At 66.6% G+C, this 24,052-nt stretch carries 22 protein-coding genes; 9 read left to right on the top strand and 13 right to left on the bottom strand.

What is annotated here, in order from left to right:
* Positions 1–4: 4 nt before the first annotated feature.
* Complete coding sequence (locus XI05_RS13185) at positions 5–1,705, bottom strand: efflux RND transporter periplasmic adaptor subunit (protein ID WP_271502096.1); 1,701 nt, start codon at positions 1,703–1,705, stop codon at positions 5–7.
* A 51-nt stretch (positions 1,706–1,756) separates the two neighbouring features.
* Positions 1,757–2,140: a hypothetical protein gene (locus XI05_RS13180; RefSeq protein ID WP_271502094.1), complete on the bottom strand. Its 384-nt coding sequence runs from the start codon at positions 2,138–2,140 to the stop codon at positions 1,757–1,759.
* A gap of 268 nt (positions 2,141–2,408) precedes the next feature.
* Here XI05_RS13180 and XI05_RS13175 point away from each other — a divergent pair, with 268 nt between their 5' ends.
* Together XI05_RS13175 and XI05_RS13170 are read left to right on the top strand one after the other, a co-directional pair.
* Complete coding sequence (locus XI05_RS13175) at positions 2,409–3,455, top strand: hypothetical protein (RefSeq protein ID WP_271502092.1); 1,047 nt, start codon at positions 2,409–2,411, stop codon at positions 3,453–3,455.
* Positions 3,456–3,568: 113 nt separating this feature from the next.
* The gene (locus XI05_RS13170; RefSeq protein ID WP_172785906.1) at positions 3,569–3,772 is read left to right on the top strand and encodes a YodC family protein; all 204 of its coding nucleotides are present in this window, start codon (positions 3,569–3,571) and stop codon (positions 3,770–3,772) included.
* A gap of 63 nt (positions 3,773–3,835) precedes the next feature.
* On the opposite strand, the gene XI05_RS13165 is transcribed toward XI05_RS13170, so the two are convergent.
* From XI05_RS13165 to XI05_RS13135, 7 genes are all read right to left on the bottom strand, one after another.
* Complete coding sequence (locus tag XI05_RS13165) at positions 3,836–4,189, bottom strand: cupin domain-containing protein (protein WP_025038166.1); 354 nt, start codon at positions 4,187–4,189, stop codon at positions 3,836–3,838.
* A 400-nt stretch (positions 4,190–4,589) separates the two neighbouring features.
* On the bottom strand, positions 4,590–5,420 hold the full coding sequence (locus tag XI05_RS13160) for an outer membrane protein (protein ID WP_271502091.1): 831 nt from the start codon (positions 5,418–5,420) through the stop codon (positions 4,590–4,592).
* Between the two features lie 234 nt (positions 5,421–5,654).
* Positions 5,655–6,425: a sulfite exporter TauE/SafE family protein gene (locus XI05_RS13155; RefSeq protein ID WP_271502090.1), complete on the bottom strand. Its 771-nt coding sequence runs from the start codon at positions 6,423–6,425 to the stop codon at positions 5,655–5,657.
* On the bottom strand, positions 6,422–7,678 hold the full coding sequence (locus XI05_RS13150) for a CCA tRNA nucleotidyltransferase (protein ID WP_271502089.1): 1,257 nt from the start codon (positions 7,676–7,678) through the stop codon (positions 6,422–6,424). The genes XI05_RS13155 and XI05_RS13150 overlap by 4 nt, the downstream gene beginning before the upstream one ends.
* A 10-nt stretch (positions 7,679–7,688) precedes the next feature.
* Positions 7,689–7,952 carry a DUF6111 family protein gene (locus XI05_RS13145; protein ID WP_172785901.1) on the bottom strand — a complete coding sequence of 88 codons (264 nt, stop codon included), beginning with the start codon at positions 7,950–7,952 and terminating at the stop codon, positions 7,689–7,691.
* Entirely contained in the window at positions 7,949–8,620 is a 672-nt protein-coding gene (locus XI05_RS13140; RefSeq protein ID WP_260376360.1) for a CoA pyrophosphatase, read from the bottom strand. The genes XI05_RS13145 and XI05_RS13140 overlap by 4 nt, the downstream gene beginning before the upstream one ends.
* A gap of 2 nt (positions 8,621–8,622) precedes the next feature.
* Complete coding sequence (locus XI05_RS13135; protein ID WP_271502088.1) at positions 8,623–9,234, bottom strand: DUF1285 domain-containing protein; 612 nt, start codon at positions 9,232–9,234, stop codon at positions 8,623–8,625.
* Between the two features lie 280 nt (positions 9,235–9,514).
* On the opposite strand from XI05_RS13135, the gene XI05_RS13130 reads away from it, so the two are divergent.
* From XI05_RS13130 to XI05_RS13105, 6 genes are all read left to right on the top strand, one after another.
* Positions 9,515–10,513 (top strand): AAA family ATPase, encoded by a 999-nt coding sequence (locus tag XI05_RS13130; protein ID WP_025038173.1) that lies wholly within the window; start codon positions 9,515–9,517, stop codon positions 10,511–10,513.
* Positions 10,513–11,457: a DUF58 domain-containing protein gene (locus XI05_RS13125; RefSeq protein ID WP_271502087.1), complete on the top strand. Its 945-nt coding sequence runs from the start codon at positions 10,513–10,515 to the stop codon at positions 11,455–11,457. Before XI05_RS13130 ends, XI05_RS13125 begins: the two co-directional genes overlap by 1 nt.
* Positions 11,454–14,264, top strand: a complete 2,811-nt coding sequence (locus tag XI05_RS13120) for a DUF4159 domain-containing protein (RefSeq protein ID WP_271502086.1) — start codon at positions 11,454–11,456, stop codon at positions 14,262–14,264. The genes XI05_RS13125 and XI05_RS13120 overlap by 4 nt, the downstream gene beginning before the upstream one ends.
* 127 nt (positions 14,265–14,391) lie before the next feature.
* Positions 14,392–16,455, top strand: a complete 2,064-nt coding sequence (locus tag XI05_RS13115) for a hypothetical protein (protein WP_271502084.1) — start codon at positions 14,392–14,394, stop codon at positions 16,453–16,455.
* A 142-nt stretch (positions 16,456–16,597) separates the two neighbouring features.
* Positions 16,598–17,002 (top strand): DUF2946 family protein, encoded by a 405-nt coding sequence (locus XI05_RS13110; RefSeq protein WP_271502082.1) that lies wholly within the window; start codon positions 16,598–16,600, stop codon positions 17,000–17,002.
* Positions 17,003–17,147: 145 nt separating this feature from the next.
* Positions 17,148–19,529, top strand: coding sequence for a TonB-dependent receptor (locus XI05_RS13105; RefSeq protein ID WP_271502080.1), 2,382 nt, complete (start codon positions 17,148–17,150; stop codon positions 19,527–19,529).
* Between the two features lie 242 nt (positions 19,530–19,771).
* Here XI05_RS13105 and XI05_RS13100 read toward each other — a convergent pair whose 3' ends face one another.
* From XI05_RS13100 to XI05_RS13085, 4 genes are all read right to left on the bottom strand, one after another.
* Positions 19,772–20,287, bottom strand: coding sequence for a GNAT family N-acetyltransferase (locus tag XI05_RS13100; protein WP_271502079.1), 516 nt, complete (start codon positions 20,285–20,287; stop codon positions 19,772–19,774).
* A gap of 97 nt (positions 20,288–20,384) precedes the next feature.
* The gene (locus XI05_RS13095; RefSeq protein WP_271502078.1) at positions 20,385–21,326 is read right to left on the bottom strand and encodes a glycosyltransferase family 2 protein; all 942 of its coding nucleotides are present in this window, start codon (positions 21,324–21,326) and stop codon (positions 20,385–20,387) included.
* Positions 21,323–22,474 carry a hypothetical protein gene (locus XI05_RS13090; protein ID WP_271502077.1) on the bottom strand — a complete coding sequence of 384 codons (1,152 nt, stop codon included), beginning with the start codon at positions 22,472–22,474 and terminating at the stop codon, positions 21,323–21,325. Before XI05_RS13090 ends, XI05_RS13095 begins: the two co-directional genes overlap by 4 nt.
* A 48-nt stretch (positions 22,475–22,522) precedes the next feature.
* Positions 22,523–23,014 carry an NUDIX domain-containing protein gene (locus XI05_RS13085; protein WP_271502075.1) on the bottom strand — a complete coding sequence of 164 codons (492 nt, stop codon included), beginning with the start codon at positions 23,012–23,014 and terminating at the stop codon, positions 22,523–22,525.
* 92 nt (positions 23,015–23,106) lie between these two features.
* On the opposite strand from XI05_RS13085, the gene XI05_RS13080 reads away from it, so the two are divergent.
* Positions 23,107–23,991 carry a metallophosphoesterase family protein gene (locus XI05_RS13080; protein WP_271502073.1) on the top strand — a complete coding sequence of 295 codons (885 nt, stop codon included), beginning with the start codon at positions 23,107–23,109 and terminating at the stop codon, positions 23,989–23,991.
* Positions 23,992–24,052: the final 61 nt, after the last annotated feature.

The raw sequence follows: 24,052 nt of genomic DNA, 5'->3' as shown, positions 1-24,052 counted from the left end.
TCGGCTACCGGATCTGGTTGATGAGGTCGGTGCCGCGAACGACGATGTGTTCGCCTTCGTTGACACCGGCGGCCACGATGACGCGGGCTGCGTCCACCGGCACCACGCGAACCGGCCGGGGCTCGAAGCGCTCGGGCCCGGTGTGCAGCCAGACGATATCCTCGCCGTTGCCGCTTCGAACGACGGCATTGCGCGGCACGACCAGGCCGGACACGGGCGCTCCGGTCTGGACCATCACATTCAACGGCTGACCGATGTTGAGACCTGCCGGTGGCTCGGGAATGGCGAACTGAACGACGGACGCATGCTGGCGCAGCGCCCGGCTCGTTCCGACGAAGCTCAGCGCAATCTGCTGCCCGTTCGGGGCCATTGCCGTTGCGGCTTCGGGTTGCTTCAAGCCTATTTCGTCATAGGCGAGCGCCTCGACCCAAAGGCTGCGGGGGTCCGCGATCTGAAACAGCACGTCTTGCGGCTGTATGACCTGGCCCGGCGCGACCCTGGATGACGTGATGATGCCGTCGGTCGATGCCCGCAGCTCCTCGAACCCGGTGCGGGAATTGCGAACGGTTTCGCGGCGCGCCCGCAGGCCCTCTAATTCGCTTTCGAGGTCATTCACCTGGCCTTGCGGCACCGCGCCGCGTTCGGCCAGCGGCCGGAGACGCCGCAGCTTGTTCTCCGTGACCGCCACCAGTTGCTCGATCTCGCCGACCTTCTCGAGGATCGTCGTGCGATCAGCGATCGGCAGATGCGGCTCGATCCGAATGAGCAGATCGCCCTTGCGGACGGTTTGCCCAATGCGAGGGATGCCGTCATCGACCGGAACCACGCGGCCCCCGTAGATGCTCTGCACGATGCTGCTGCGGTTGGGGTCGGCCATGACACGGCCGATCAGGGTGACGGCGGGATGAATCGTCTGCGGCTCGGCTGCAGCAGAGCGTACCTCGAGCAGACGCTGCGTCGGCTTGGCCGCGAAGACGGTGCCGTCTTGCAGGCGCCGCGGGGCATCGCTCAATGCGGGAGCATCCGGCGGATTTGGTTGCGTTGCATTCGTCCGGCCCTCGCCGAACATGATGGCCGCGAGAATGACGAAGGCCCCTGCCACCACGGCGGACATGGAGGCCGCCATGCCGCGGCCACGCCGCTTCCAATAGGCGAAGAGAAGGCCGAACCCCAAGGCGGCGAGCATGGAGGCCGCGATGGCCGCTCGGTTCGAGAGCAGCCAGCCGTGCTCGTGCTTCTGCGCCGCGGGCCGAACCTCTGCACGCGGTGTGAACGAATCGACCAGCAGATCATTTCCCCTGCCGGCGCTGATCGAGAAGTTCACCTCGACCGATCCGGGCGGTATGCCGTTCGGAATTGGAGCGGTGTAGACGCCATCCTCCCGGCTTGATGCGTCGATCGGGGCGGAATCGCCGATCGTGACTTGCAAGGCGGCGTCCGAAACCGGCTCGTTCGTCACTGCATCATCAACGAAGATCGACAGCTTGCCGTCTTTCAGGATGCCGACGACTTCGTAGAGCTCGGAGCGCGCGGCAAGTCTTGGATATGCCGAGGACACGACCGCCGTCTTCTCGGCGTCGCCGTGATCGTGCCCTTCATGGGCAAAGGCCCCCGAGACACCCAAGAACAGGCTCGCCAACCAGACAGCGCCGGCCAGCCCAAGACTTGTGAGCCGCCCTTTCGGGCAGCGCTGATTCATGAACATCGAAAGATCCTTCAGACATGCGAAAAGGCGGCGGCCGAAACGCCGCCGGGACTACGCGATGCTGAAGGTACTTGGTGGCCGGACGAGTCCCTCGGGGCGCACCCCGACAATGGCCCGCGCGAGCGGCAGGTCCATGGCGCCGAGCACTTCGAAGGAACTGAGCAGGTGAATGACCTGCGCTGAGGCGATCGAGGTGCCAAACATGTCCCAGGCCACGCCTGGAGCGCCGTCGTCGTCGTGATCCGGCCCGTCATGGACGTGGCCTTCGGCGTCGTCACCGGCATGGGAATGCACGTGGCCTGCCAGCTGATCGTGGAAATGCAGGGAACCGCTGAGCATGACGGACGGCATCGGCATGTCGCCGACAGCCGCCTTCACCTGCGAGACCGAAATCAGGGAGACCTGAAGCACGAACGCAGATATCGCCACGAACATGGCCGTTCTGGCGAGTTGACGAAGATGGTGGAGGACACCGTGCAGCACGTCGAAAAACTAGGTCATGCCAACCGCGAATTCAAGGCGACGTTCCGCGCGGACGCATCGCGTGGGAGGTGGTCCAGACACCCTCCTCGCTCGCTCGACGAGCTGCCGACGCCCGACATCCGGCAGCCCGCCTGCCTCACTTGAAGTGAAATGCTTCACAAGCCGCAATCCGGGATTGCGGTAGCCTCGTGCCACGGGGCGTGGTGAGTTGGAGGCGACAATGAAGCAGGACCTTCCGGACCAAGCAGCGCGCACGCAGGCCGAAAGCGAGCCGGGCTTTTGGCAGAGAATTCAATCCTGGGACAGCCGCCTCTCGGTCACCAAGGGACTGACGGCCGTGACCCTGCTGACCGGCTTCCTGGGCGGATATTTCCAGTATCTGAATTCCTATGAGCAGAAGGTCGGCGAGCAGGCCAAGGCGGACATGCAGAAGGCGACAGACACCTTCCTCGAGATCTCCAATGCCTTCGCCGACGTGCAGATCCAGCAGGAGACCATGCTGCGCGAGCAGTTCGGCTCGCTGAAGGCGCAGGCAACCCCCGCTTTCATCCCGGTGGACGCCAAGACATTCGACTCGCTCTCGGACTATTGGAAGGCGCGCACGTCGCTGCGGCGGAACGGCGCCATCTTCGCGCGCAAGGCGGAGATCTACATCGACTGGCCGAGCGACCTCGGGCGCGATCCGGCCGCGGAGCACACGCTGGACCAGGATCCCCTGACGGCAACGCTGCTCACCAAGTATAATTTCGATTGCGATTCAGAAGCCAATCTCCCTCAGTTCCGAGGCGCGATCTACAATGGCGCCGATCCCGGACGCCCCAGCGACGAATTGTGCAACGACCCGACGGCCAATGGGCTGAAGTCCTACGTCAACCTCTGTGCCAGGCGGCCAGATGGCGAGATCGATGCGTTGCAGAAGGTCGTGACCATCAACTGGTGGAGCGCCAAGCACCACGTCCTGGTGATGCACCATTGCTTCGAGGTGCTCCGCGGTGGGCCGAATGCGTTGCAAGCTCCGGCCTCCGGCAACGACGGCCCCAATGATCGCAAGCTCGATAAGCCGCGCGACAGCAACGAGCACAGGCTGCAGCTTCAGGCCCGCCGGCTGGACGCGTTCATGACGCTGACCATGGCGCAGCTGGACCGCATCAGGGTGCGATACCGTCCCACCGGCTTCTTCTGCCATGTTCCTTTCGCGCGCGATGCCATAGGCTATTTCAGCAACCAGTGCCTGCCGAACCAGCCGGCTACGAGCGAGCGCAGCTGAGGCGTACCGCGAGGACACCGGCGGATACTTTTCGGCACCGGCAGCCGGCGTGATCGGCCTGTCATGACGGCCTGTTAGCGTCGGCCCTGTCGATCAACCCGAAAGGACAATCCATGGATCTGAAGGCCGGCGATGTCGTGATGCTGAAATCCGGCGGTCAGCCGCTGACCGTCGCGGAGGTGAAGGACAACGAGGTGCTGTGCCTGTGGATGGGCATGGAAGGCGACCTGTTCCGCGAGACGCTGCCGCTCGCCGTGCTCGTGCAGGTGGAAGAGGACGACGAGGACGACGAAGACGAAGATGATGACGAGGAGTAGGCACTTCTCGGACCGCATTCTCGTGAGAGCCGCGCTCTTGCCCTGATGACGGGCGCGGGTTGATCAGACGAGGATACGAGGCGCCGCCGTGGCTTTGTCTCCCGAATTCGGTGTCCCCGTCGGTTCGATCAAGAGGATGTGCACTTCCCCATGCGCCACCGGCCGGTGCTCAACGCCCTTCGGCACGACAAAAACCTCGCCGGGGTTGAGGGTGACCGTGCGGTCCCGCAACTCGATGTCGAGCGTCCCGCTGAGCACGAGAAAGAAGTCGTCCGTGTCCTCGTGCTTGTGCCAATGAAATGGCCCTTCGAGCTTGGCCACCATGATGTCGTTGTCGTTATAGGTCGCGACCGTGCGCGGAGAGAAGCGATCGGTGAACGTTGCGAGCTTCTCGGCGAGATTTGCGGGTGCTTTCATCGCGTTTCCTCAGGTGACGACTTCCAGCCGAATATGGTGACCGGCTACCCTCCTGGAAGGGATAGCACGCCCCAGTCTGGGAGCACGCGACTGCGTCGCGGTAGAATGTGGATCTAGGCGACCCGCGGGTAGGATGGTTAGAGCCCCTGCGAAACCCATCGGGCCCCGCCTCAGGCGGCGAAGTCGATGGGTTTCGCTGGCGCTCTACCCATCCTACGACCTCTGCCCATCCTTACGAGCTGCATTCTCCTGAGAGCCGAGCGCTCGGCTCCGGCTCGCTCGATGTCCGCTTCCCTGCCAAGACGGAGCGATAGCGGACATCATCGCTGGATGTCACAGCAACTCAAGCGATGAGTTTCGCAAGCAAAACCATCCTTGCTACGAGCTGATGTCGGTCGGATCAGAACCGATAGTTGATGCCGGCCTTGGCGGTATGAAGCTCAACCTCGGTGTCCGTGAAGGACGCCCCGGGGAACGCAAGAGCATTGCCGTTCGACTTTCCGAGATTGATGTAGATGTACTCGGCCTTGAGCGTCCAGCGCGGGTCGAAAGCCCATTCAAGGCCGCCACCCGCGGAGAAACCCACCTGGACCTCCGACGAGGACGCGCTTCGCGTCAGGGCCGGGAAGAAGCCGTTGAAATTGGCAATATTCGGCGTGGCGAGATTGGAGGTGAAGATGCTGTTCTTGACGTGGCCCCAGGCGAAGCCACCGGTACCGTAGATCAAGAGATTGTTCGCCGCGTATCCGAGACGTCCGCGGACCGTGCCGAAGACATCGATTTCCTGCCTGAGATAGAATACGCCGGTGAAGGCGCCATTGTCGCCGCCGATCGTTCCAGTGACGCTGAAGGGGCGGCTCGCCGTCTCCTTGATGGCTGCGCCGCTGACATCCGCCTCCAGACCGTACACAAACGTGCCGGACTGCCAGTTATAGCCGATTTGGCCGCCGCCGAATCCACCCTTGGGACTCACATCCAGGGAGAACGGCCCGGTGCCACCCGTGACGACATAGCCGGGGACCGTCCCGGTTGCGAGCGCGCCCGGATCGAAGGTCGCGGTCGGATCGCTCCAGCCATAACCGCCATGCACGCCGGCATAAAATCCGGTCCAGCTGAATGCGACCGGCGCGGGCGGCGCCTTGGTGTAAGCCCTGCCGAGGTCGGCCGCGACGGCGCCCTGGGACAGACACAGAGCCGAGGCCAGAAGGGCAGCAGAGACGATGGACTTCATAACTTCCCTCAACGTTGTGCGCGTGACAAGGCGGCGCCTTGCCGCGTGAGCACTCGTCAAACCGCCGATGACCGGCCGTCCGCTTGAGCCGAGTTATAGAGGTGATCTTGCATTGCGGCTGTAGCATCGGGAACACAGCGTAGCGCGCGAAGTTCGCCTGACGCGACGCAGCTCAGATTGTCGCGACGTCAATTGCTCCTAAGACGCCAAGAACGCCATTTCAGCCGGCGTCGTCTACGCCATGAGCTGCCTCGCCGCCGCCGCGATCATCACCAGTCCCCCGGTGATCACGGCGGCATCGAGGATCGCGGTGTGAATATGCACCGGCATCCGTTCGACGAAGGCCTTTGCGAGGAACGCGCCGGGCACGGCCATGCCGCCGATCAGCAGCGCCAAGGCGAGCACTTGCGCGGTGACGGCGCCGGCGAGGCCGAACACCGAGATCTTGATGAGGCCGGTGCCGAGCGAGATCATCGCATCGGTCGCGATCACGGCGGCGCCTTCGAGCCCTGCGGCCATCAACAGCGAGAGCAAGATCACGCCGGAGCCCGAGGTGCCGCCGACCAGGACACCGTAGCCTACCGAGCCGGCGGCAAGGCCGGTGTCGCCGATCTTCACTGCGCGGCGGCGGAGCACGCGGCGCAGCGGCACGCTCACGATCAGCATGGTGCCGATCACCAGCGCGGCGCCGGCATTGGTGAGGCGGGTGTAGCCATAGGCGCCGAGCGCGGTGGTGAGCGCTGCGCAGGCCAGCACGATCAGCACCCGGCGGCGGTCGGCATAGCGGACATAGGCAAGCGCGCGGCTCGCATTGGTCAGCATCGCGGAGATCGCGATGATCGGCACGACGGGCTCGGCACCGACCATCGGCACCAGCACCAAGGGCATCAGCGCGCCGGTGCCGTAGCCGGCGAGACCGCCGATGATGGAAGCAAACAACGCCATCGCTGCGACCAGCAGAAGCTGCAGAAGCGAGATATCGGCGAAGCCTGAGAAGATGGTCAATCCTTCTGGTCGCGCTTGACGCGGGCGACGGCTTGATCGGCGATGGCAGCGAGTGCGGCTTCCTCTAATGGGAAATCCGCCGCGAGCCAAGCGTCCTCGGCGAGCGTCAACACATGTCCGAGCGCGGGTCCTTCGGCGAGGCCGCGCGCAATGAAGTCGGCGGCCTTCAGCGGAAATTTCGGCGCAGTCCAGCGCTGCGGCAACTCGGCGAGCGCGCGCCAGCGCGGCGACTGCACGTCAGCGGCAGCGCGGGCCCAGCCCAGCAATACGCGATCGTGATAGCGCTCGGGCCCGAGCCGGTACAGCAAGCGCCGTGCATTGGCTTCGTCCTTGGTGGCGAAGCGCCACCAGCGGTGCCCCATCGAATCCAGCGCCTTGGCCTCGGCATTGGAGAGCCGCAGGCGCAAGGCGAGGCGCTTGGCGTCTTCGGTGACGGCGACCGAGAGCGCGGCGAGGCGCCGCGTGCTGCTGGCGGAAAGGCCGAGCTCGCGCTCGATCGCGATCATCGCCTCCAGGGGGCCCGTATAGACGACGCCGCCGATCAGCGTTTGCAGCAATCCGCCCTCGGCCATGCCGAGCGCTGCCGCGGAGGCGCCGCCGGCCACCAGCAGCTTGAGCATCTCCATGCGCACGCGCTCGGCCGACAGGTTCGCCAGGCCCGCGCGTCCCCGGATGCAGGCGAGATAGCCGTCGCGGTCGGGCTCGCCGGCGCCGAAGGCGGCGTGGATGCGGAAGAAGCGCAGGATGCGCAGATAATCCTCGGCGATGCGCTGGTCGGGATTGCCGATGAAGCGCACGCGCCGCGCTTTGGCATCAGCGATGCCGCCGACATAATCGTAGACGACGCCGCGCGCATCGACCGACAGGCCATTCATGGTGAAGTCGCGCCGCTCGGCATCCTTCACCCAGTCGCGGCCGAACGCGACCTTGGCCTTGCGGCCGAAGGTCTCGGTGTCCTCGCGCAGCGTCGTGACTTCATAGGGGTGGGCATCGATCACCAGCGTGACGGTGCCGTGGTCGATGCCGGTCGGCACGCTCTTGATGCCGGCAGCCTTGGCACGCCGCATCACCTCGTCCGGCAACGCCGTGGTCGCGATGTCGATGTCGCCCGGCGCAAGACCGAGCAGCGCGTTGCGCACGGCGCCGCCGACCACCCGCGCCTCCTCGCCATCGGTGCCGAGCAGCGCCAGGACACGCGCGGTCCCGCCTGCGGTCAGCCAGGGCGCATCGGCGAGTAAAGGCTCCGCGCTCATGGGCCGGCCCCTATTTTTCCACACCCGGCACGAGCTTGCCGTTCTCGATATGGGCGGGGACGTAGGTCGAATCCGGCGGCGCGCCGGAGAAATGCGCAAGCCCGATCAGGCCGGCGATGACCAGCACGATCGCCGCCAGCGCAAGGCGCGCGACGATCGCGACCGGCCAGGACGAGCGCGCGAACAGGCCGGAGCGCGTGGCGGCGAGGAACAGCGCATAGACGGCAAACGGGATGAGGAAGATTCCGATCTCGGTCAGAACCGTCCGGATCATGATGAATAGATCCGCTCATACAGCACACGCAGCATTCCGGCCGTCGCACCCCAGATGTAGCGTTCCGCAAACGGCATCGCGTAATAGGACCGCGGCGTGCCGCGGAATTCCTTGCTGTGCACCTGGTGGTTCACCGGATTCATCAGGAAGGATAGCGGCACCTCGAACGCATCATCAACCTCGGAATGGTTGATGCTGAGCGAAAAGCCCGGCCTGACCTTCGCGACCGTCGGCAGGATGCGGAAGCCGAAGGCGGTGCCGTAGAGATCGAGATAGCCGAGCGGCTCGACGAAGTCGCGCGACAGCCCGACCTCCTCCTCGGCCTCGCGCAGCGCCGCATCCAGCGGCGAGGCATCGGTGGCGTCGATCTTGCCGCCGGGAAAGGCGATCTGGCCGGCATGGTCGTTGAGATGCGCCGAGCGCTGCGTCAGGAGGATGGTGGGCTCGGGATGATCGACCACCGCGATCAGGACCGCTGCCGGGCGCACCGGCTGCTCGCGCGCGATGATCTCGAGCATCTTGTCGGTGCCGGGATCGCCCGAGGCGGGGATGATGTTGGGATCGTAGAGGCCGGGCGGCACGTCGAATCCGAGCCTCGCCCGGGAGCGGGCGAAGAAATCCGCAGCGCCAAGCGCGACGGGCTCGTTCGTCAGGATAGGGTTGTTCAAGTTCAAAGCGCCGCCCTCACCTGCTCCGCATCGGCCATGGCGAAGAATTCGCCGGCCGACTCGACACCGAACATCGGCTGGCCATCGACCATCCGCTCCTCGCCCATGTCAACCAGATCGTAATAGAGCGCGCGCGTGACCTTGGCCCAGAGGTCGGCGCGAACATGCAGATAGGGCGTCAGTCCGCCGTCCGCCGCCTGCTCGAAGCGCAGCCGGTGCGCGGCATCGCAGGTGACCCAGTCGTCGACATTGGTGCGGAAGCGCAGCACGCGATGGCTGTCCTCGCCGTCCTTCTGCATCTCGACCGCCATGAACGGCGCATCATCGACGCGGATGCCGACCTTCTCCACTGGCGTGACCAGGAAATGCTTGTCGCCCTCGCGCTTGAGAATGGTCGAGAACAGCCGCACCAAGGCAAGACGCCCGATTGGCGTGCCCAGATAGAACCAAGTACCATCGGAGGCGATTCGGATGTCGAGATCGCCGCAAAACGGCGGATTCCACAGATGGACCGGAGGGAGGCCCTTCTTGGCGCCTTCGGCATTGGCAGCGCCTTTGGCGGCGGCAGTCAGCCCTTCAAGACCGCGATCGGCGCTCTGCCCTTGGTTCGCCATGGTTTGCCCTGACTTTGTCATTTGGCACGATTGGTGCAGGTCTACGTTGTCGATTGGCGCTCGGTTCCACCCGGATTAGTCCGGTGTGGAGGTCGCCACTTCGTGATGCCGTACATACCCCGAAGCCGATAAGGTGGGGATAGGTTAATTCAACGAATACATGGCCTTCCTGCAAGTCTAGCATGGGGCCCATGATCTGGCGTGATGATCTGGCGTGATGACCTGACGCGACAGGCTCACGATGCAAGCAAGCCGCGTGGCAGGCTGAAGGAGCAAGCGAATGGCGGAGAGTGTCGAGAAACTCGAGGACGGGATCGTCCGTTCGGCCGAGCAGGTGTCGAGCCAGGTTCGCGCGGCCAAGGACGCGATCGCCTCCGTCATCTTCGGTCAGGATCGCGTGATCGAGAACACGCTGGTCACCATCCTCTCCGGCGGCCATGCGCTCCTGATCGGCGTGCCGGGCCTTGCCAAGACCAAGCTGGTCGAGACGCTCGGCGTCACGCTCGGTCTCGACGCCAAGCGCATCCAGTTCACGCCCGATCTGATGCCCTCGGACATTCTCGGCGCCGAAGTGCTGGACGAGAGCACCGCGGGAAGGCGCGCCTTCCGCTTCATTGCCGGTCCGGTGTTCGCGCAGCTCCTGATGGCCGACGAGATCAACCGCGCCTCACCGCGCACGCAATCGGCGCTGTTGCAGGCGATGCAGGAGCAGCACATCACCGTTGCCGGTGCGCGCCATGATCTGCCGAAGCCTTTCCACGTGCTCGCGACGCAAAACCCGCTGGAGCAGGAAGGCACCTATCCGCTGCCCGAGGCGCAGCTCGACCGCTTCCTGATGGAGATCGACGTCGACTATCCCGACCGCGATGCCGAGCGCCGCATCCTGTTCGAGACCACGGGCGCGGAGGAGACGCTGGCCAAGGGCGCGATGACGCCCGATGCGCTGATCACCGCGCAGCGGCTGATCCGGCGCCTGCCGGTCGGCGATTCCGTGGTGGAGGCGATCCTGTCGCTGGTGCGCTCGGCCCGCCCGGGTCCGGACGCCGGCGAAGCCGGCAAGTTCATTGCCTGGGGCCCCGGCCCGCGCGCCAGCCAATCGCTGATGCTGGCGGTGCGCGCGCGTGCGCTGATCGACGGGCGCCTGGCGCCCTCGATCGACGACGTGCTCGACCTTGCCGAGCCCGTGCTGAAGCACCGCATGGCGCTGACCTTCCAGGCGCGCGCCGAAGGCCGCACGATTCCGGACGTTATCCGGCAATTGAAGACACGGATCGGTTGATGGCAGCAGAGAACGGGCGGGCAGCGAAGGAGATACTGGCGATCCGACGTGCCGATGGCGAAAGCCGCACGCTCGCCGCTTCGTTGCCGCGCCTGGTGCTCGAGGCCCGCCGCATCGCCGCCAACGTCATCCACGGCCTGCATGGACGGCGCCGCGCCGGCTCCGGCGAAAATTTCTGGCAGTACCGCCGCTTCGTCTCGGGCGAACCGGCACAGAACGTCGACTGGCGCCGCTCGGCGCGCGACGACCATCTCTACGTGCGCGAGCTGGAATGGGAAGCCTCGCACACGGTCTGGATCTGGCCGGACCGCTCGCCCTCGATGGCGTTCGCCTCCAAGACCGCGCGCGAGTCCAAGCTCGAGCGGACGCTGATCGTCGCCTTCGCGCTGGCCGAGCTGCTCGTCGCCGGCGGCGAGCGCGTCGGCATTCCCGGACTGATGGCACCGACCGCAAGCCGCAGCGTCATCGACAAGATGGCGCAGGCGATGCTGCATGACGATGCCGACCGCCTCAGCCTGCCGCCGTCCTTCGTTCCGGCCGCGCTGGCCGAGATCATCGTGCTGTCGGATTTCTGGTCGCCGATCTCCGAGATCAGGACGACGCTCGCCGGCCTCTCCGGCTCGGGCGCCCATGGCACGATGGTGCAGGTCGTCGATCCCGCCGAGGAATCGTTTCCCTATTCCGGCCGCGTCGAGTTCGTCGAGCCGGAAGGTTTTGGCGTGATCACCGCCGGCCGCGCCGAGAGCTGGGCGCAGGACTACACCGCGCGCCTCGCGCTGCACCGCGACCAGATCCGCGCCGAGACGGGCAAGCTCGACTGGCTGTTCACGACGCACGCCACCGACCGTTCCGCCGCCGAGCTCTTGCTGTTCCTGCATGCCGGCATGCAGGTGAGCAAGTCGGGCGTGCGCACCACGACGATCAAGGCGGGGCCGGCCGCATGATGGGATTGCCGCTCGCCTTCACGCAACCGCTGCTCCTGATCGGCCTGATCAGCCTGCCCGTGCTGTGGTGGCTGCTGCGCGTGATGCCGCCGCGGCCGCGCCGCATCGAGTTTCCACCGACGCGGCTGTTGTTCGACATCACGCCGCGGGAAGAGACGCCCTCGCGGACGCCGTGGTGGCTGACCGCCCTCCGCCTGCTCGCCGCCGCGCTGGTGATCTTCGCCGCCGCCGGCCCGATCTGGAATCCGCAAACGGGCCTCGCCGGCAGCAAGGCGCCGCTGATGATCATGTTCGACGACGGCTGGAGCGCCGCATCGCACTGGGACGTCAGGATCAGAACCGCGGACGAGCTGATCGCCAATGCCGACAATGACGGCCGCGGCATCGCGCTGGTGCCGCTGTCCGAGCCGAACCGCGACATCACCCTGATGCCGGCGGGGGCGGCGCGCGTCGCGCTGCGCCAGCTCGCGCCAAAGCCCTATTCGATCGACCGCGTCGAGACGCTGGCCGCGGTCGACCGTTTCCTCAAGGTCACCGGCGACTGCGAGATCGCCTGGCTCTCCGACGGCGTCGACACCGGCCGCGGCGAGGACTTCGTGGCCGGCCTCGGCAAGACCATCGGCGATCGCAGCCTGACCGTGTTCGAAGGCGGCGCCTCCTCGCCGCTGGCCCTGGTCGCCGCGGAGAACGCCGCGGCGAAGATGACGGTGAAGGTGCTGCGCACCGATGGCGGGATTGCGGTCGGCACGGTGCGCGCGCTGGACCAGAAGGCATCCCCGATCGGCGAAGCGCGCTATTCGTTCGGTCCGCAGGACAAGGAAACCGAAGCGGCGTTCGACCTGCCGGTCGAGCTGCGCAACGACATCACGCGGCTCGAGATCTCCGGCGAACGCTCGGCCGGCGCGGTGCAGCTGCTCGACAAGCGCTGGCGCCGCCGCGCCATCGGCATCGTCTCGGGCGCGACCAGCGAGACCGCGCAGCCGCTGCTGGCGCCGACCTTCTATCTCACCCGCGCGCTGGCGCCGTTCGCCGACGTCAGGCTCGCCGACAAGGGCTCGCCGCAGCAGGGCATCACGCAGTTTCTGGACCAGAAGCTGCCGATGATCATCCTCGCCGATGTCGGCACCATCGCCCCCGAGCTGCGCGAACGCCTCAATGCCTGGGTCGACCAGGGCGGCGTGCTGGTGCGGTTCGCTGGGCCCCGGCTGGCACAGGCGGAGGACGACCTCGTGCCGGTCAAGCTGCGCAAGGGCGGCCGCACGCTCGGCGGCAGCCTGACCTGGGAGAAGCCGCAGCATCTCGCCTCTTTCGCGGGCGACGGCCCGTTTGCCGGCGTCGCGGTCCCCAAGGACGTCACCGTGAGCCGCCAGGTGCTGGCCGAGCCCGACGCCGTGCTCGCCACCAAGAGCTGGGCCTCGCTGGAAGACGGCACGCCGCTCGTCACCGGCGAGCATCGCGGCAAGGGCCTCGTCAGCCTGTTCCACGTCAGCGCCGACATGCGCTGGTCGGATCTGCCGATGTCGGGCACCTTCGTCGAAATGCTGCGGCGGGTCGTCGACATGTCCGGCTATACGGCGAAGCCCGGCGCCGGCGTTGCCAGCGAAGCGACCACTGAGACGGTGGCGCCGCTGCACATCCTCGACGGATTTGGCGCGTTCGGTCCGCCGCCCGCGACTGCCAAGCCGCTGCCCGCGGACTATCGCGACCGCGCCACATCAGATCATCCGCCCGGCTTCTACGGTCCGGCAGAAGGACCGCTCGCCGTGAACACGCTTGCCAGCGCCGACCGCATCGCCGCACTGAACACCGCGAGCCTGCGCGCCCGGCACGCCACCTACACCAATGCCGAGCCGCGCGACCTGCGCGGCTGGCTGCTGTCGACGGCGCTCGCGCTGTTCCTGATCGACGCCATCATCGTCGCGGTGCTCGGCGGCGGGATTGCCGCGCTGCTGCGCCGTCGCGCTGCGCCCGCGACGATCGTGCTCGCCCTGCTCGCGGGATTCGCGGCGCTCTCGCCGGCGCCGTCGCGCGCCGACGGCGTCACGGACGAGTTCGCGATGAAGTCGGTATCGCAGACCCGCCTCGCCTATGTCGTGACAGGCAATGCCGACGTCGATTCCATCGTCAAGGCCGGGATGAACGGGCTGACGCTGTTCCTGGCCCAGCGCACTGCGCTCGAGGCCGGCGATCCCGTCGGCGTCGATCCCGCGCGCGACGAGCTCGCCTTCTTCCCGCTGATCTACTGGCCGATCGTGCCGGGCGCGCCGAAGCCGCCACAGGACGCCATCAACAAGATCGACGCCTACATGAAGCAGGGCGGCACCGTGCTGTTCGACACCCGCGATGCGATCGAGGCACCGCCCGGCGCGAACGGCGCGGCGCAGACCCCGGCCATGCAGACGCTGCGCGAGATCCTGTCCTCGCTCGACGTGCCCGAGCTCGAGCCCGTGCCGCGCGAGCACGTGCTGACCAAGACCTTCTACCTGCTGCGCGACTTCCCGGGCCGCTTCACCGCCGGCCAGACCTGGGTCGAGACCTTGCCGCGCGAAGAGGACGATGAGAGCGCGCAGCGGCCGGCGCGCGGCGGCGACGGCGTCTCGCCGATCATCATCACCTCGAACGACCTGGCCGGCGCCTGGGCGGTGCGGCCCGACGGACAGGCCATGCTGCCGGTGACCGGCGGCGACCCCCGCCAGCGCGAATTCGCCTACCGCGCCGGCGCCAACATCGTGATGTACACGCTGACCGGCAACTACAAGGCCGACCAGGTGCACGCTCCGGCGCTGATCGAACGGCTGGGGCAATGATGCGGGTGTTGCGCTTGATTCACACACTCCGTCATTCCGGGGCGGCTCGAAGAGCCGAACCCGGAATCTCGAGATTCCGGGTTCGATGCTGCGCATCGCCCCGGAATGACGTTGATAGGCTCATCTCATGAACTACGGCATCGCGTTCACGCCGCTTGTCCCCTCGATCGTGCTGTGGCTCGCGCTTGCCGCGATCGTCGTCATTGCGCTTGTGTTGCTGCTGGCGCGTGCGCGCGGCGCCGCAGTGCGCGTGGCCGCGCTGGCGCTGTTCCTGCTGGCGCTCGCCAATCCCTCCTTTACACGCGAGGACCGCGATCCGCTCACCTCGGTCGCCGCCATCGTCGTCGACAAGAGCCCGAGCCAGAACTTCGGCAGCCGCAATCGTGAAGCTGCGCAAGCGCAGGAGGCGCTGGTCGACAGCCTGAAGAAGATCAAGGGCCTCGAGGTCCGCGTCGTCGATGCCGGACAGGCCGACGGCGAGACCGACGGCACGAAACTGTTCGGCGCACTGGCTTCGGCCTTGGCGGACGTCCCGGTCGACCGCGTCGCCGGCGCGTTCCTGATCACCGACGGCCGCGTCCACGATATTCCGGCGAACGCCACAGCGCTCGGCTTCCAGGCGCCGGTGCACGCGCTGGTCACCGGCCAGAAGGACGAGCGCGACCGCCGCATCGCGATCACCGCCGCACCGCGCTTCGGCATCGTCGGGCAGGCCCAGACCATCTCCTACCGCCTCGACGACCAGGGTGTCACCGGCGAGCGTGCCAGGGTCACGGTCCGCCGCGACGGCGAGGTCATCAACGAGCGCACGCTGTCGAGCGGCCAGGCCGCGAGCGTCGACGTCGACATCAAGCATGCCGGGCCGAACATCGTCGAGATCGAGGCTTCGCCGCTCGAGCGCGAATTGACGCCGGTGAACAACCGCGCCGTGGTGGCCATCGACGGCGTGCGCGACAAGCTGCGCGTGCTGCTGGTGTCGGGCGAGCCGCATTCGGGCGAGCGCACCTGGCGCAATCTGCTCAAGTCCGACGCCAGCGTCGACCTCGTCCATTTCACCATTCTGCGCCCGCCGGAGAAGCAGGACGGCACGCCGATCAACGAATTGTCGCTGATCGCGTTTCCGACCCGCGAGCTGTTCCAGCAGAAGATCAACGAATTCCAGCTGATCATCTTCGACCGCTATGCCCGCCAGGGCGTGCTGCCGATCCCTTATTTCGAGAACATGGCGCGCTATGTGCGCGCAGGCGGCGCTGTGCTGGTCTCGGCCGGCCCCGACTACGCCTCGAACAGCAGCATCTGGCGCACGCCGCTCGATTCGGTGCTGCCGGCCGAACCCGTCGGCGTCACCGAGAAGCCGTTCTATGCGCATCTGTCCGACATCGGCAAACGTCATCCCGTCACGCGCGGGCTGGAAGGCTCCGCCAGCGAGCCGCCGCGCTGGAGCCGGTTCTTCCGCACCGTCGATACCCGCAATGCGGTCAACCCGCCCGTCATGACCGGCGTCGACGGCAAGCCGCTGCTGTTCCTGTCGCGCTTCGGCGAGGGCCGCGTCGCGCTCCTGTTGTCCGATCACATCTGGCTGTGGGCGCGCGGCTATGAGGGCGGCGGCCCGCATCTCGACCTGCTCCGGCGGATGTCGCACTGGCTGATGAAGCAGCCTGATCTCGACGAAGAAGCGCTGCGCCTCCAGGTGCAGGGCAAGGACCTCGTCGTGGTGCGTCAGACCATGGCGGACAGCGTCCAGCCCGTCAGCGTGACCTCGCCGTCGGGCGTGTCGCAGGATCTGACGCTCTCCGCCGGCGATCCCGGCGAGTGGCGCGCGCGCCTGCCGGCCAACGAGCTCGGCCTGTGGCAGGCCACCGACGGCACGCTGAAGGCGCTGATCAATGTCGGCCCGACCAATCCGAAGGAGTTTTCGGAAGTCACCTCCACGGTCGATACGTTGAAGCCGCTGACACAGGCGACGGGCGGCGATGCCGTGCGGGTGGCCGCTGGCTTGAGCGTCGAGCTGCCGCGCATCCTGCCGGTGCGCTCGGTCGGCATGTTCCACGGCGACGGCTGGATGGGCGTGCGGATGCGCGATGCCAGCGTGGTCAAGGGCGTCGGCGTGCTGCCGATCTTCTCCGGCCTGATCGGTCTTCTGCTGCTGCTCGGCGCGTTTGCGGCGACCTGGGTGCGCGAGGGCCGCTAGTTGCCCGAACGACACATCGGCTGGGCGGACTGCATGCGCCAATCCCGCTGCCGTTGACATCCACCGCCCGATCGGGCGATGTTATACTATAACATCGCGGCGTCCTGGGATTGACGCCCCGGTGTGGGGGTGGCGTTTCCAGATGAAGTGGTTCCGGTCGAATAGCAGGCACGGCGCCCGGCTCGCGTTGTTCGCGATGCTGGTGCAGCTCGCGCTGACATTCGGCCACAGCCATTGGTTCGCGCAGGCCGCGCCGCTTGCTCAATCCTCAGCCGAGCAGACCGACAGCACCAAGAGCGTTGCTGCGATCGACCGCGCCGCGGTGCAGAAGCAGTCGCCGCCCGGCCCTGACCGCGAGCATTCGGGCGACGACAATTGTGCCATCTGCGCCATCATCGCGATGGCGGGCACAATCGTGTCGGCGACGCCGCCTGTGCTGCTGCTGCCGCAGGCGATCGAGCTGCTCCAGCGCACCCTCGACGCCGAGTTCGCTCATCTGACATCGGCCGGCACGGCGTTCCAGCCGCGCGCCCCTCCTGCGTCCTGATCTCCAACGCTTGATCACGCCCAGCCTCGCCGTGCATCGGCAAGTGCCTGGGAGAAGTTGAAGTCGAATTCCGTCGCGCCGCGACGGCAGGCCGCCTCCGATCAGCAGAGCATCATCCGGACGGCGCCTGAGTGGAATCAGGACAATGTCATTTCAATTGCGACGCGCGCAGCGCCTTGGCGGAGCAAGCCTGCTCCTGCTCGGCGCCGCCGCTACATCCGCGTTCGCCCAAGACTCGGCGCAACAGCCGGCACAGGACAAATCGTCGACCGAGCTTCCCGCCGTCACCGTGACCGCGCCGAGCCCGATCGTGCGTCGAGCGGTGGTGCCGTCGCGCAACGCAGGCCGCGGCACGCGGACCGCGCGGGTGCGCAGCCGCCAGCAGACGGCGGAAGCGGCGCCGGCAGCGCCCGTGCCCGCCGCGCCTCAGCAGGGCGTGCTACCTGTCGTGACCAACCAGTTCGCCACCGTCACCGTGGTGCCGAACGAGGAGATCCGCCGCGAGGGCGGCGGCCAGCTCGGCGATCTCCTGTTCTCCAAGCCCGGCATCACCGGATCGAGCTTCGCGCCCGGCGCCTCCAGCCGGCCGATCATCAGGGGTCTCGACGTCAACCGCGTCGGCATCGTCGAGAACGGCACCAATGGCGGCGGCGCATCCGACCTCGGCGAGGATCATTTCGTCCCGATCGACCCGCTCGCGACCAACCAGGTCGAGGTGGTGCGCGGGCCGGCGGCGCTGCGCTACGGCTCGACCTCGATCGGCGGCGTGGTCAGCGCCACCAATAACCGGATTCCGGATGCGATGCCTGCCTGCGCGCCGTCGTTCCAGGCCTACGGCCTGCCGACCAAGGCCCCGCTCGCGAACGCTGCGACGTCGCCCTGCGTCACCGCGGAGATGCGCACCGCGTTTAGCTCGGTCGACCGCGGCATCGAGAGCGGCGTGCTGCTCGACGCCGGCGGCGGCAATTTTGCCTTCCATGCCGACGCCTATGGCCGCACCACCTCGGACTATTACATCCCGAGCTATCCCTATCTCACCGACCAGTCGCGCCCCGTGAACGGCCGCCAGCCGAACTCGGCGACGCGCTCGGACGGCGCATCGATCGGCGGCTCGTACTTCTTCCAGGGCGGTTACATCGGCGCATCGATCACGCAGAACGATTCGCTCTACCACATCCCCGGCATCGACGGCGCCGACCACAAGACGAGGATCGACGCTCACCAGACCAAGATCAACGTCAAGGGCGAGTACCGCCCCGACGCGGCTGCGATCGATACGATCCGGTTCTGGGCCGGCGCGACCGACTACCGGCACAACGAGATTGGCCTTGCCGATCCCGCCGACCTCAACAGCGACGGCATCCGGCAGACTTTCACCAACAAGGAGCAGGAGGTCCGCACCGAGGTGCAGCTGATGCCGTTCAACGCGCGCTTCGCCGAGGTGACGACGGCGCTGGGCGTCCAGGTCGGGCACCAGGAATTGAGCGCGCCGAGCCCCGACAATCCCGGCACGCTGTTCAACGGGCTGTGGGATCCCAACACCAACACGCGTGTCGCGGCTTACGCCTTCAACGAGTTCAAGTTCTCGGAAGCGACGCGGGCGCAGATCGCCGGCCGGATCGAGCATGTCGAGCTGCACGGCACGACGCCGAACTTCCCGGCGGATTACCTGCCAGACGGCACGCCGCAGGCGGCGATCGCGCGCAACCCGTCCTTCACGCCGAAGAGCGGCAGCATCGGCCTGCTGCAGGATTTGCCGGGCGGAATGGTCGGCAGCATCACCGCGCAATATGTCGAGCGCGCGCCGAAGGCAGCCGAGCTGTTCTCCCGCGGTGGCCATGATGCGACTGCGACTTTCGACATCGGCAATCCGAACCTCACGATCGAGACCGCGAAATCCGTCGAGCTCGGCGTGCGCAAGGCGACGGGGCCGTTCCGGTTCGAGGCGACGGTCTACTACACGCATTTCGACAATTTCATCTATCGCCGCCTCACCGGCGTGATGTGCGACGACGACTTCGCGTCCTGCGGCGCTCCGGATGGCGAGCTGAACCAGGCGGTCTACTCGCAGCGCAATGCCAATTTCCGCGGCGGCGAATTCCAGTCGCAGCTCGACATCGGCGCGTTCCAGGGCGGCATCTGGGGCATCGAGAACCAGCTCGACGTGGTCCGTGCCACCTTCTCCGACGGCACCAACGTGCCGCGGATTCCGCCGGTGCGCATGGGCGGCGGCGTGTTCTGGCGCGACGACAATTGGCTGATGCGCGTCAACCTGTTGCACGCCTTCGCGCAGAACAACGTCGCCGTGATCGCGGAGACGCCGACGGCGGGCTACAATCTCTTGAAGGCCGAGGTCAGCTACAAGACCAAGCTCGACCGCAACTGGTTCGGCGCGCGCGAGATGATGGCCGGCATCGTCGGCAACAATCTCCTCAACGAGAACATCCGCAACCATGTGTCCTACACCAAGGACGAGGTTTTGATGCCGGGCATCGGCGTGCGGGCATTCGCGAATTTCAAGTTCTGATCGAGAGGTAGAGCGTGAGATCAGTTCGATCGCTACAAGGGCGGTGCACTCCCTCTCCCGCTTGCGGGAGAGGGCTGGGGAGAGGGTGTTTCCGCGATGGGACAATCCCCTAGAGGAGAAAGCCCTCACCCGCGCCTTCGGCGCGACCTCTCCCGCAAGCGGGAGAGGTTGCACCGAGCCCGTGGCAATCGATTCAACCTAAAGCGATTTGCGCTGCGCTCCATCCGGGCTACGTGCCGCTCCTACTTCCGCGCCTTGCTCCAGTCAGGGCCGACCGCGCCCGACACGCCCTCGAAGGCGCCGTCGACGAGCTCGAACACCAGGATGCGGGCGGCATCGACGGGACCCGGCATGGTGACGCGGCCCTTGGGGACCTGCTTGAAGCCGACGCGGCTGTAATAGGGCTCGTCGCCGACCAGCAGCACCAGGCGGTGACCTTTCGCCTTGGCGTCCTTCACCGCGCGCTCCATCAACTGACGGCCGATGCCGCGGTCGCGGAACGGCGGCTCGACGGTGAGCGGCCCGAGCAGCAGCGCCGGCGTGTCGCCGATCAGGATCGGCAATTGCCGGACGGAGCCAACCAGGAGCGTGCCGATGCGGGCCGTGAAGGACAGATCGAGCAGATGGTCGACGTGCTCGCGGATCCGGTAGGCGCTCAGCACGAAGCGGCCGGGGCCGAAGGTGCGTTCGTGCAGCCGCTCGATGGCCTGGGCGTCGCCGGCGGCTTCGGGAAGGATGGTCAGTGAGAGATCGTTCATGTCAATTCGCGGAGTAGCACTTGCGCCTGCGAAGGTCCATGGGCGGTGTCGGTGCCGGGCCTCGCCTCTTCCCAGCGGCGTGAACTGCAGGCCTGGCTCAGCCTGCGTCCCGATTCGACGCCGGCTGGGACAAATAGGCCAGCATCTTCATCTCCCGCCGGCCTCGCGTCACCGTGTCGAGCACGAGCCCTGATGACACCGACAGCAGGGCCATGATCATCAGGCCCATCGACAGCACGGCCGTGGGCAGGCGCGGCACGAGACCGGTTTCGATGAAGGTGATCACGATCGGGATCGCGAGGATGATCGAGGCCAGCGCCAGCAGGATTCCGATCACCGTGAAGAAGCGCAACGGCCGTTCGGACCGGTAGAGCTTCAGCATGGTGCCGAGGATGCGAAAGCCGTCGCGCCAGGTGTTGAGCTTGGAGAACGAGCCTTCGGGGCGCGCGTAATAGGGCGTCTCGACCTCCGCGACCGGCAGCGACAATTCCAGCGCATAGACCGCAAGCTCGGTCTCGATCTCGAAACCGTCGGAGAGGACGGGGAAAGATTTGACAAAGCGGCGCGAGAACACCCGGTAGCCGGACAGGATGTCCTTGAAAGCGTGGCCGAAGGTCGAGGACAAAAAGCCGGTCAGCATGCGGTTGCCGGTGCGGTGGCCGAGCCGATAGGCGGCCTGGACCTGATCGACGCGAAGGCCGACCACCATGTCGAGACGATCGTCGAGCAGCCTGTCGATCATGCGCGGCGCGCTCGGCGCATCGTAGGTCGCATCGCCGTCGACCAGCACATAGACGTCGGCCTCGACGTCCGCGAACATGCGGCGAACGACGTGGCCCTTGCCCTGCCGGCGCTCGCTGCGCACGATCGCACCGGCTTCGCGCGCGACCTCGGCGGTCCGGTCGCGCGAATTGTTGTCGTAGACGTAGATCTGCGCCGAGGGCAGCGCCTTGCGGAAATCGGCCACGACGGTCGTGATCGCGGCCTCCTCGTTGTAGCAGGGCACCAGCACGGCGATGCGAAGCTGCGCTGCGGTCATCGCGACGGCACTCCGAGGCTTGTCGGCTCGCGCCCGAGCGGCGTGGCCTGCCGTGCCTGCTCCGGCTGCATCAGCCAGGCGAACGCGACGCTCCACAGCGAGAGCATCGCAATCGGCACGATGTAGTAGGGCGTGAAGATCGGATGGCTCAGGAAGAAGCCGAGATTGACGACGAGATTGCCGGCGGCGACGAGGGCCACCTGCCGCACGCTGCCCTCGCCCACCCGCAACAGAAAGGCCGTGGTGCCGATCGCCAGCACGATCAGCACGAATTGCATGTCGCGCAGATAACGGCCGAGCACGGCAAGGTCGAAGGCCGGCGCGACCACGTCGGCACTGCCATAGGTCGTGGCCAACGGGCTGCCGGCATTGATGGCCTGCGCAACCAGGGTCGGGGCCATGCCGACGAGGACAGCGACGCCGAAGCCGAGCCCCTGCGCGAAGCCTGACAGCGTCCGCGTCCGCAGGAACGCAAGGGCCAGATAGAAGGCATAGCCGGCCGCGAGCAGCGCATTCGGCAATCTGAAATTGACGGAGGCACCGAGCAGGAGGCCGACCAGCGCAATCAGCAGCACGCTGCATTTCTCCCTGGTCAGCCACAACGCGGTCAGGAATCCCGCGGCCGCGCAGAGCGCCATGGTCGGCGCGATCGAATAGCTCGCCTTGGCCGGGTTGATCATGAGATAGACGGCAAGCGCGCCGAACAGGCCGGCGCCGACGATCGCAGGCAGCGTGCGTGCCATGGCAATGCCCGTCAGCGCAAGGCCGCAGACGATCAGGCTGGCGGCGATGTACAGCGGCACCACCTGGTTGCCTTCCGGAAACAGCGCCAGCAGGAAGCCGGTGCCCGGCGGATATTGCATCACGACCTTGCCGCTCGGCATCGGGTTGTGGCACGGCCAGCGCAGCGGGTCCTGCCATTCGGCGAACGCGATCTGCTTCAGCTTGCCTTCGAAATAATGGTCGTAGTCCAGGTGGGCATTGGTGTTGAGCCCACCGAGGCCGAGACGCTGGAACAGATGCGCCTGGCGGAGATAGCAGATGTCGTCATAGACCCCGCGCGCCTCGCTCCAGCGTGACATCGTGACGATGTTGCTGGCGAGGATCGCAAGACAGATCAGGCCGAAGGCGAGCTTGGCAATTTTCATCCGGTCTTCCGTGGCGCGCGTCAAGCGGGTTACTAGCACAGGCCGCCCTCAGCGCCACGTCGCAATCAACGGCTTGCCACCGAGCACCTCGGCGATTCGCAGCCGCGTGCCGGGCGTGGTGCCCTCGGGCAACGCGGCATTGTCGAAGAACCCGCATTCGACGATCTCGCGGTTGGGCTCAGGGACGCGGTCCTGCCTGAACTGCCTGACCACGTAGACCACGACATGGTCGCGGCGGGAGACGTGGCTGTTGAGGAAGACGCCGTGCAGGATCGCCTCGCCGGTCAGATCGATGTCGCCCTCCTCCTTGAGTTCGCGCCGCAGCGCCTCTTCCATGGTCTCGCCGAAATCGACGCCGCCGCCAGGCAAATACCAGCCGCTGACGTAGCTGTGCCTGACCAGGAAGACGCGATTGTCGGCATCCAGCACCACGGCGCGGACGCCCAGCGTCATGCCGCGGACGAGCAGGAAATAGACGTGGAAGACCCGCCGCAGCAGCGGCTCGGCTTTCCGTCGGGCTCGGTTCAGACGTTCTCCCATCAGGCTTCCTCGACGCCCCTGTTCGGGCCCTGCTTGCGCGACGCGCGCGACCTTGCCATTACAGCAGAGCAATAGCGAGGCATTCGCGCGCCATGACTCCCTTCACGCTCGCCCATCTGTCCGATCCGCATCTGGCGCCTATGCCGAAGCCGCGGCTGATCGAGCTCGCGGGCAAGCGCGCGCTCGGCTATGTCAACTGGACCCGCAACCGCCACAAGTACCAGCGCCGCGAGGTGCTCGATGCGCTCGTTGCCGACATGAAGGCGCAGGCGCCCGACCACATCGCAGTGACGGGCGATCTCGTCAACCTGGCGCTGGAGGCGGAGTTCGCGCCGGCGCTGGCCTGGCTCGAAAGCGTCGGCCCACCCGACCGCGTGACCGCGATTCCCGGCAATCACGACGCCTATGTCAGCGCGACGCGGCATCGCTTCGGCGAGACGTTCCTGCACTACATCGCCGCGGACACACCCGGCGGTGCAGCCTTCCCCGCGGTGCGCCGGCGCGGGCCGCTGGCGCTGATCAGCCTGTCCACGGCGGTGCCGACCCTGCCGCTGATGGCGACCGGCACGCTCGGGCGCGATCAGCTCGCCGCCCTTGCGGAGGTGCTCGAGCAGCTCGCGGCGGAAGACGTCTTCCGCGTGCTGCTGGTGCATCATCCGCTGAAATCCAGCGCGCGGGCGAAGCGGATGACGGACGCGCCGGAGCTGCTGGCGCTGTTGAAGCGCCACGGCGTCGAGCTGGTCCTGCACGGGCACGATCACATTCATTCGACGATGTGGTTCGAGGGTCCGAACGGCAACATTCCCGCGCTCGGCGTGCCCTCGGCCTCCGCGCTCGCGCACGGACGCTATCCTGCGGCGGCGTACAATCTGTTCACCATCGAGAAGGACAATGCCGGCTGGCGCTGCGAGCAGACGGTGCGAAGCCTCGGGGCTGGATTTCAGATCGGGCAGATCAAGCATGTGCGGTTGATCTAGAGCATGATGTATTTACACGGAAACATAGCCTGAGTTTTTGAAGTAGTTGGTGCACTCCGCC

Origin of the sequence: Bradyrhizobium sp. CCBAU 11357, assembly GCF_028128865.1 — a bacterium.
In the GTDB taxonomy this organism is placed as follows: Bacteria; Pseudomonadota; Alphaproteobacteria; order Rhizobiales; family Xanthobacteraceae; genus Bradyrhizobium.
This window is presented reverse-complemented; position numbering and strand designations above follow the sequence as displayed.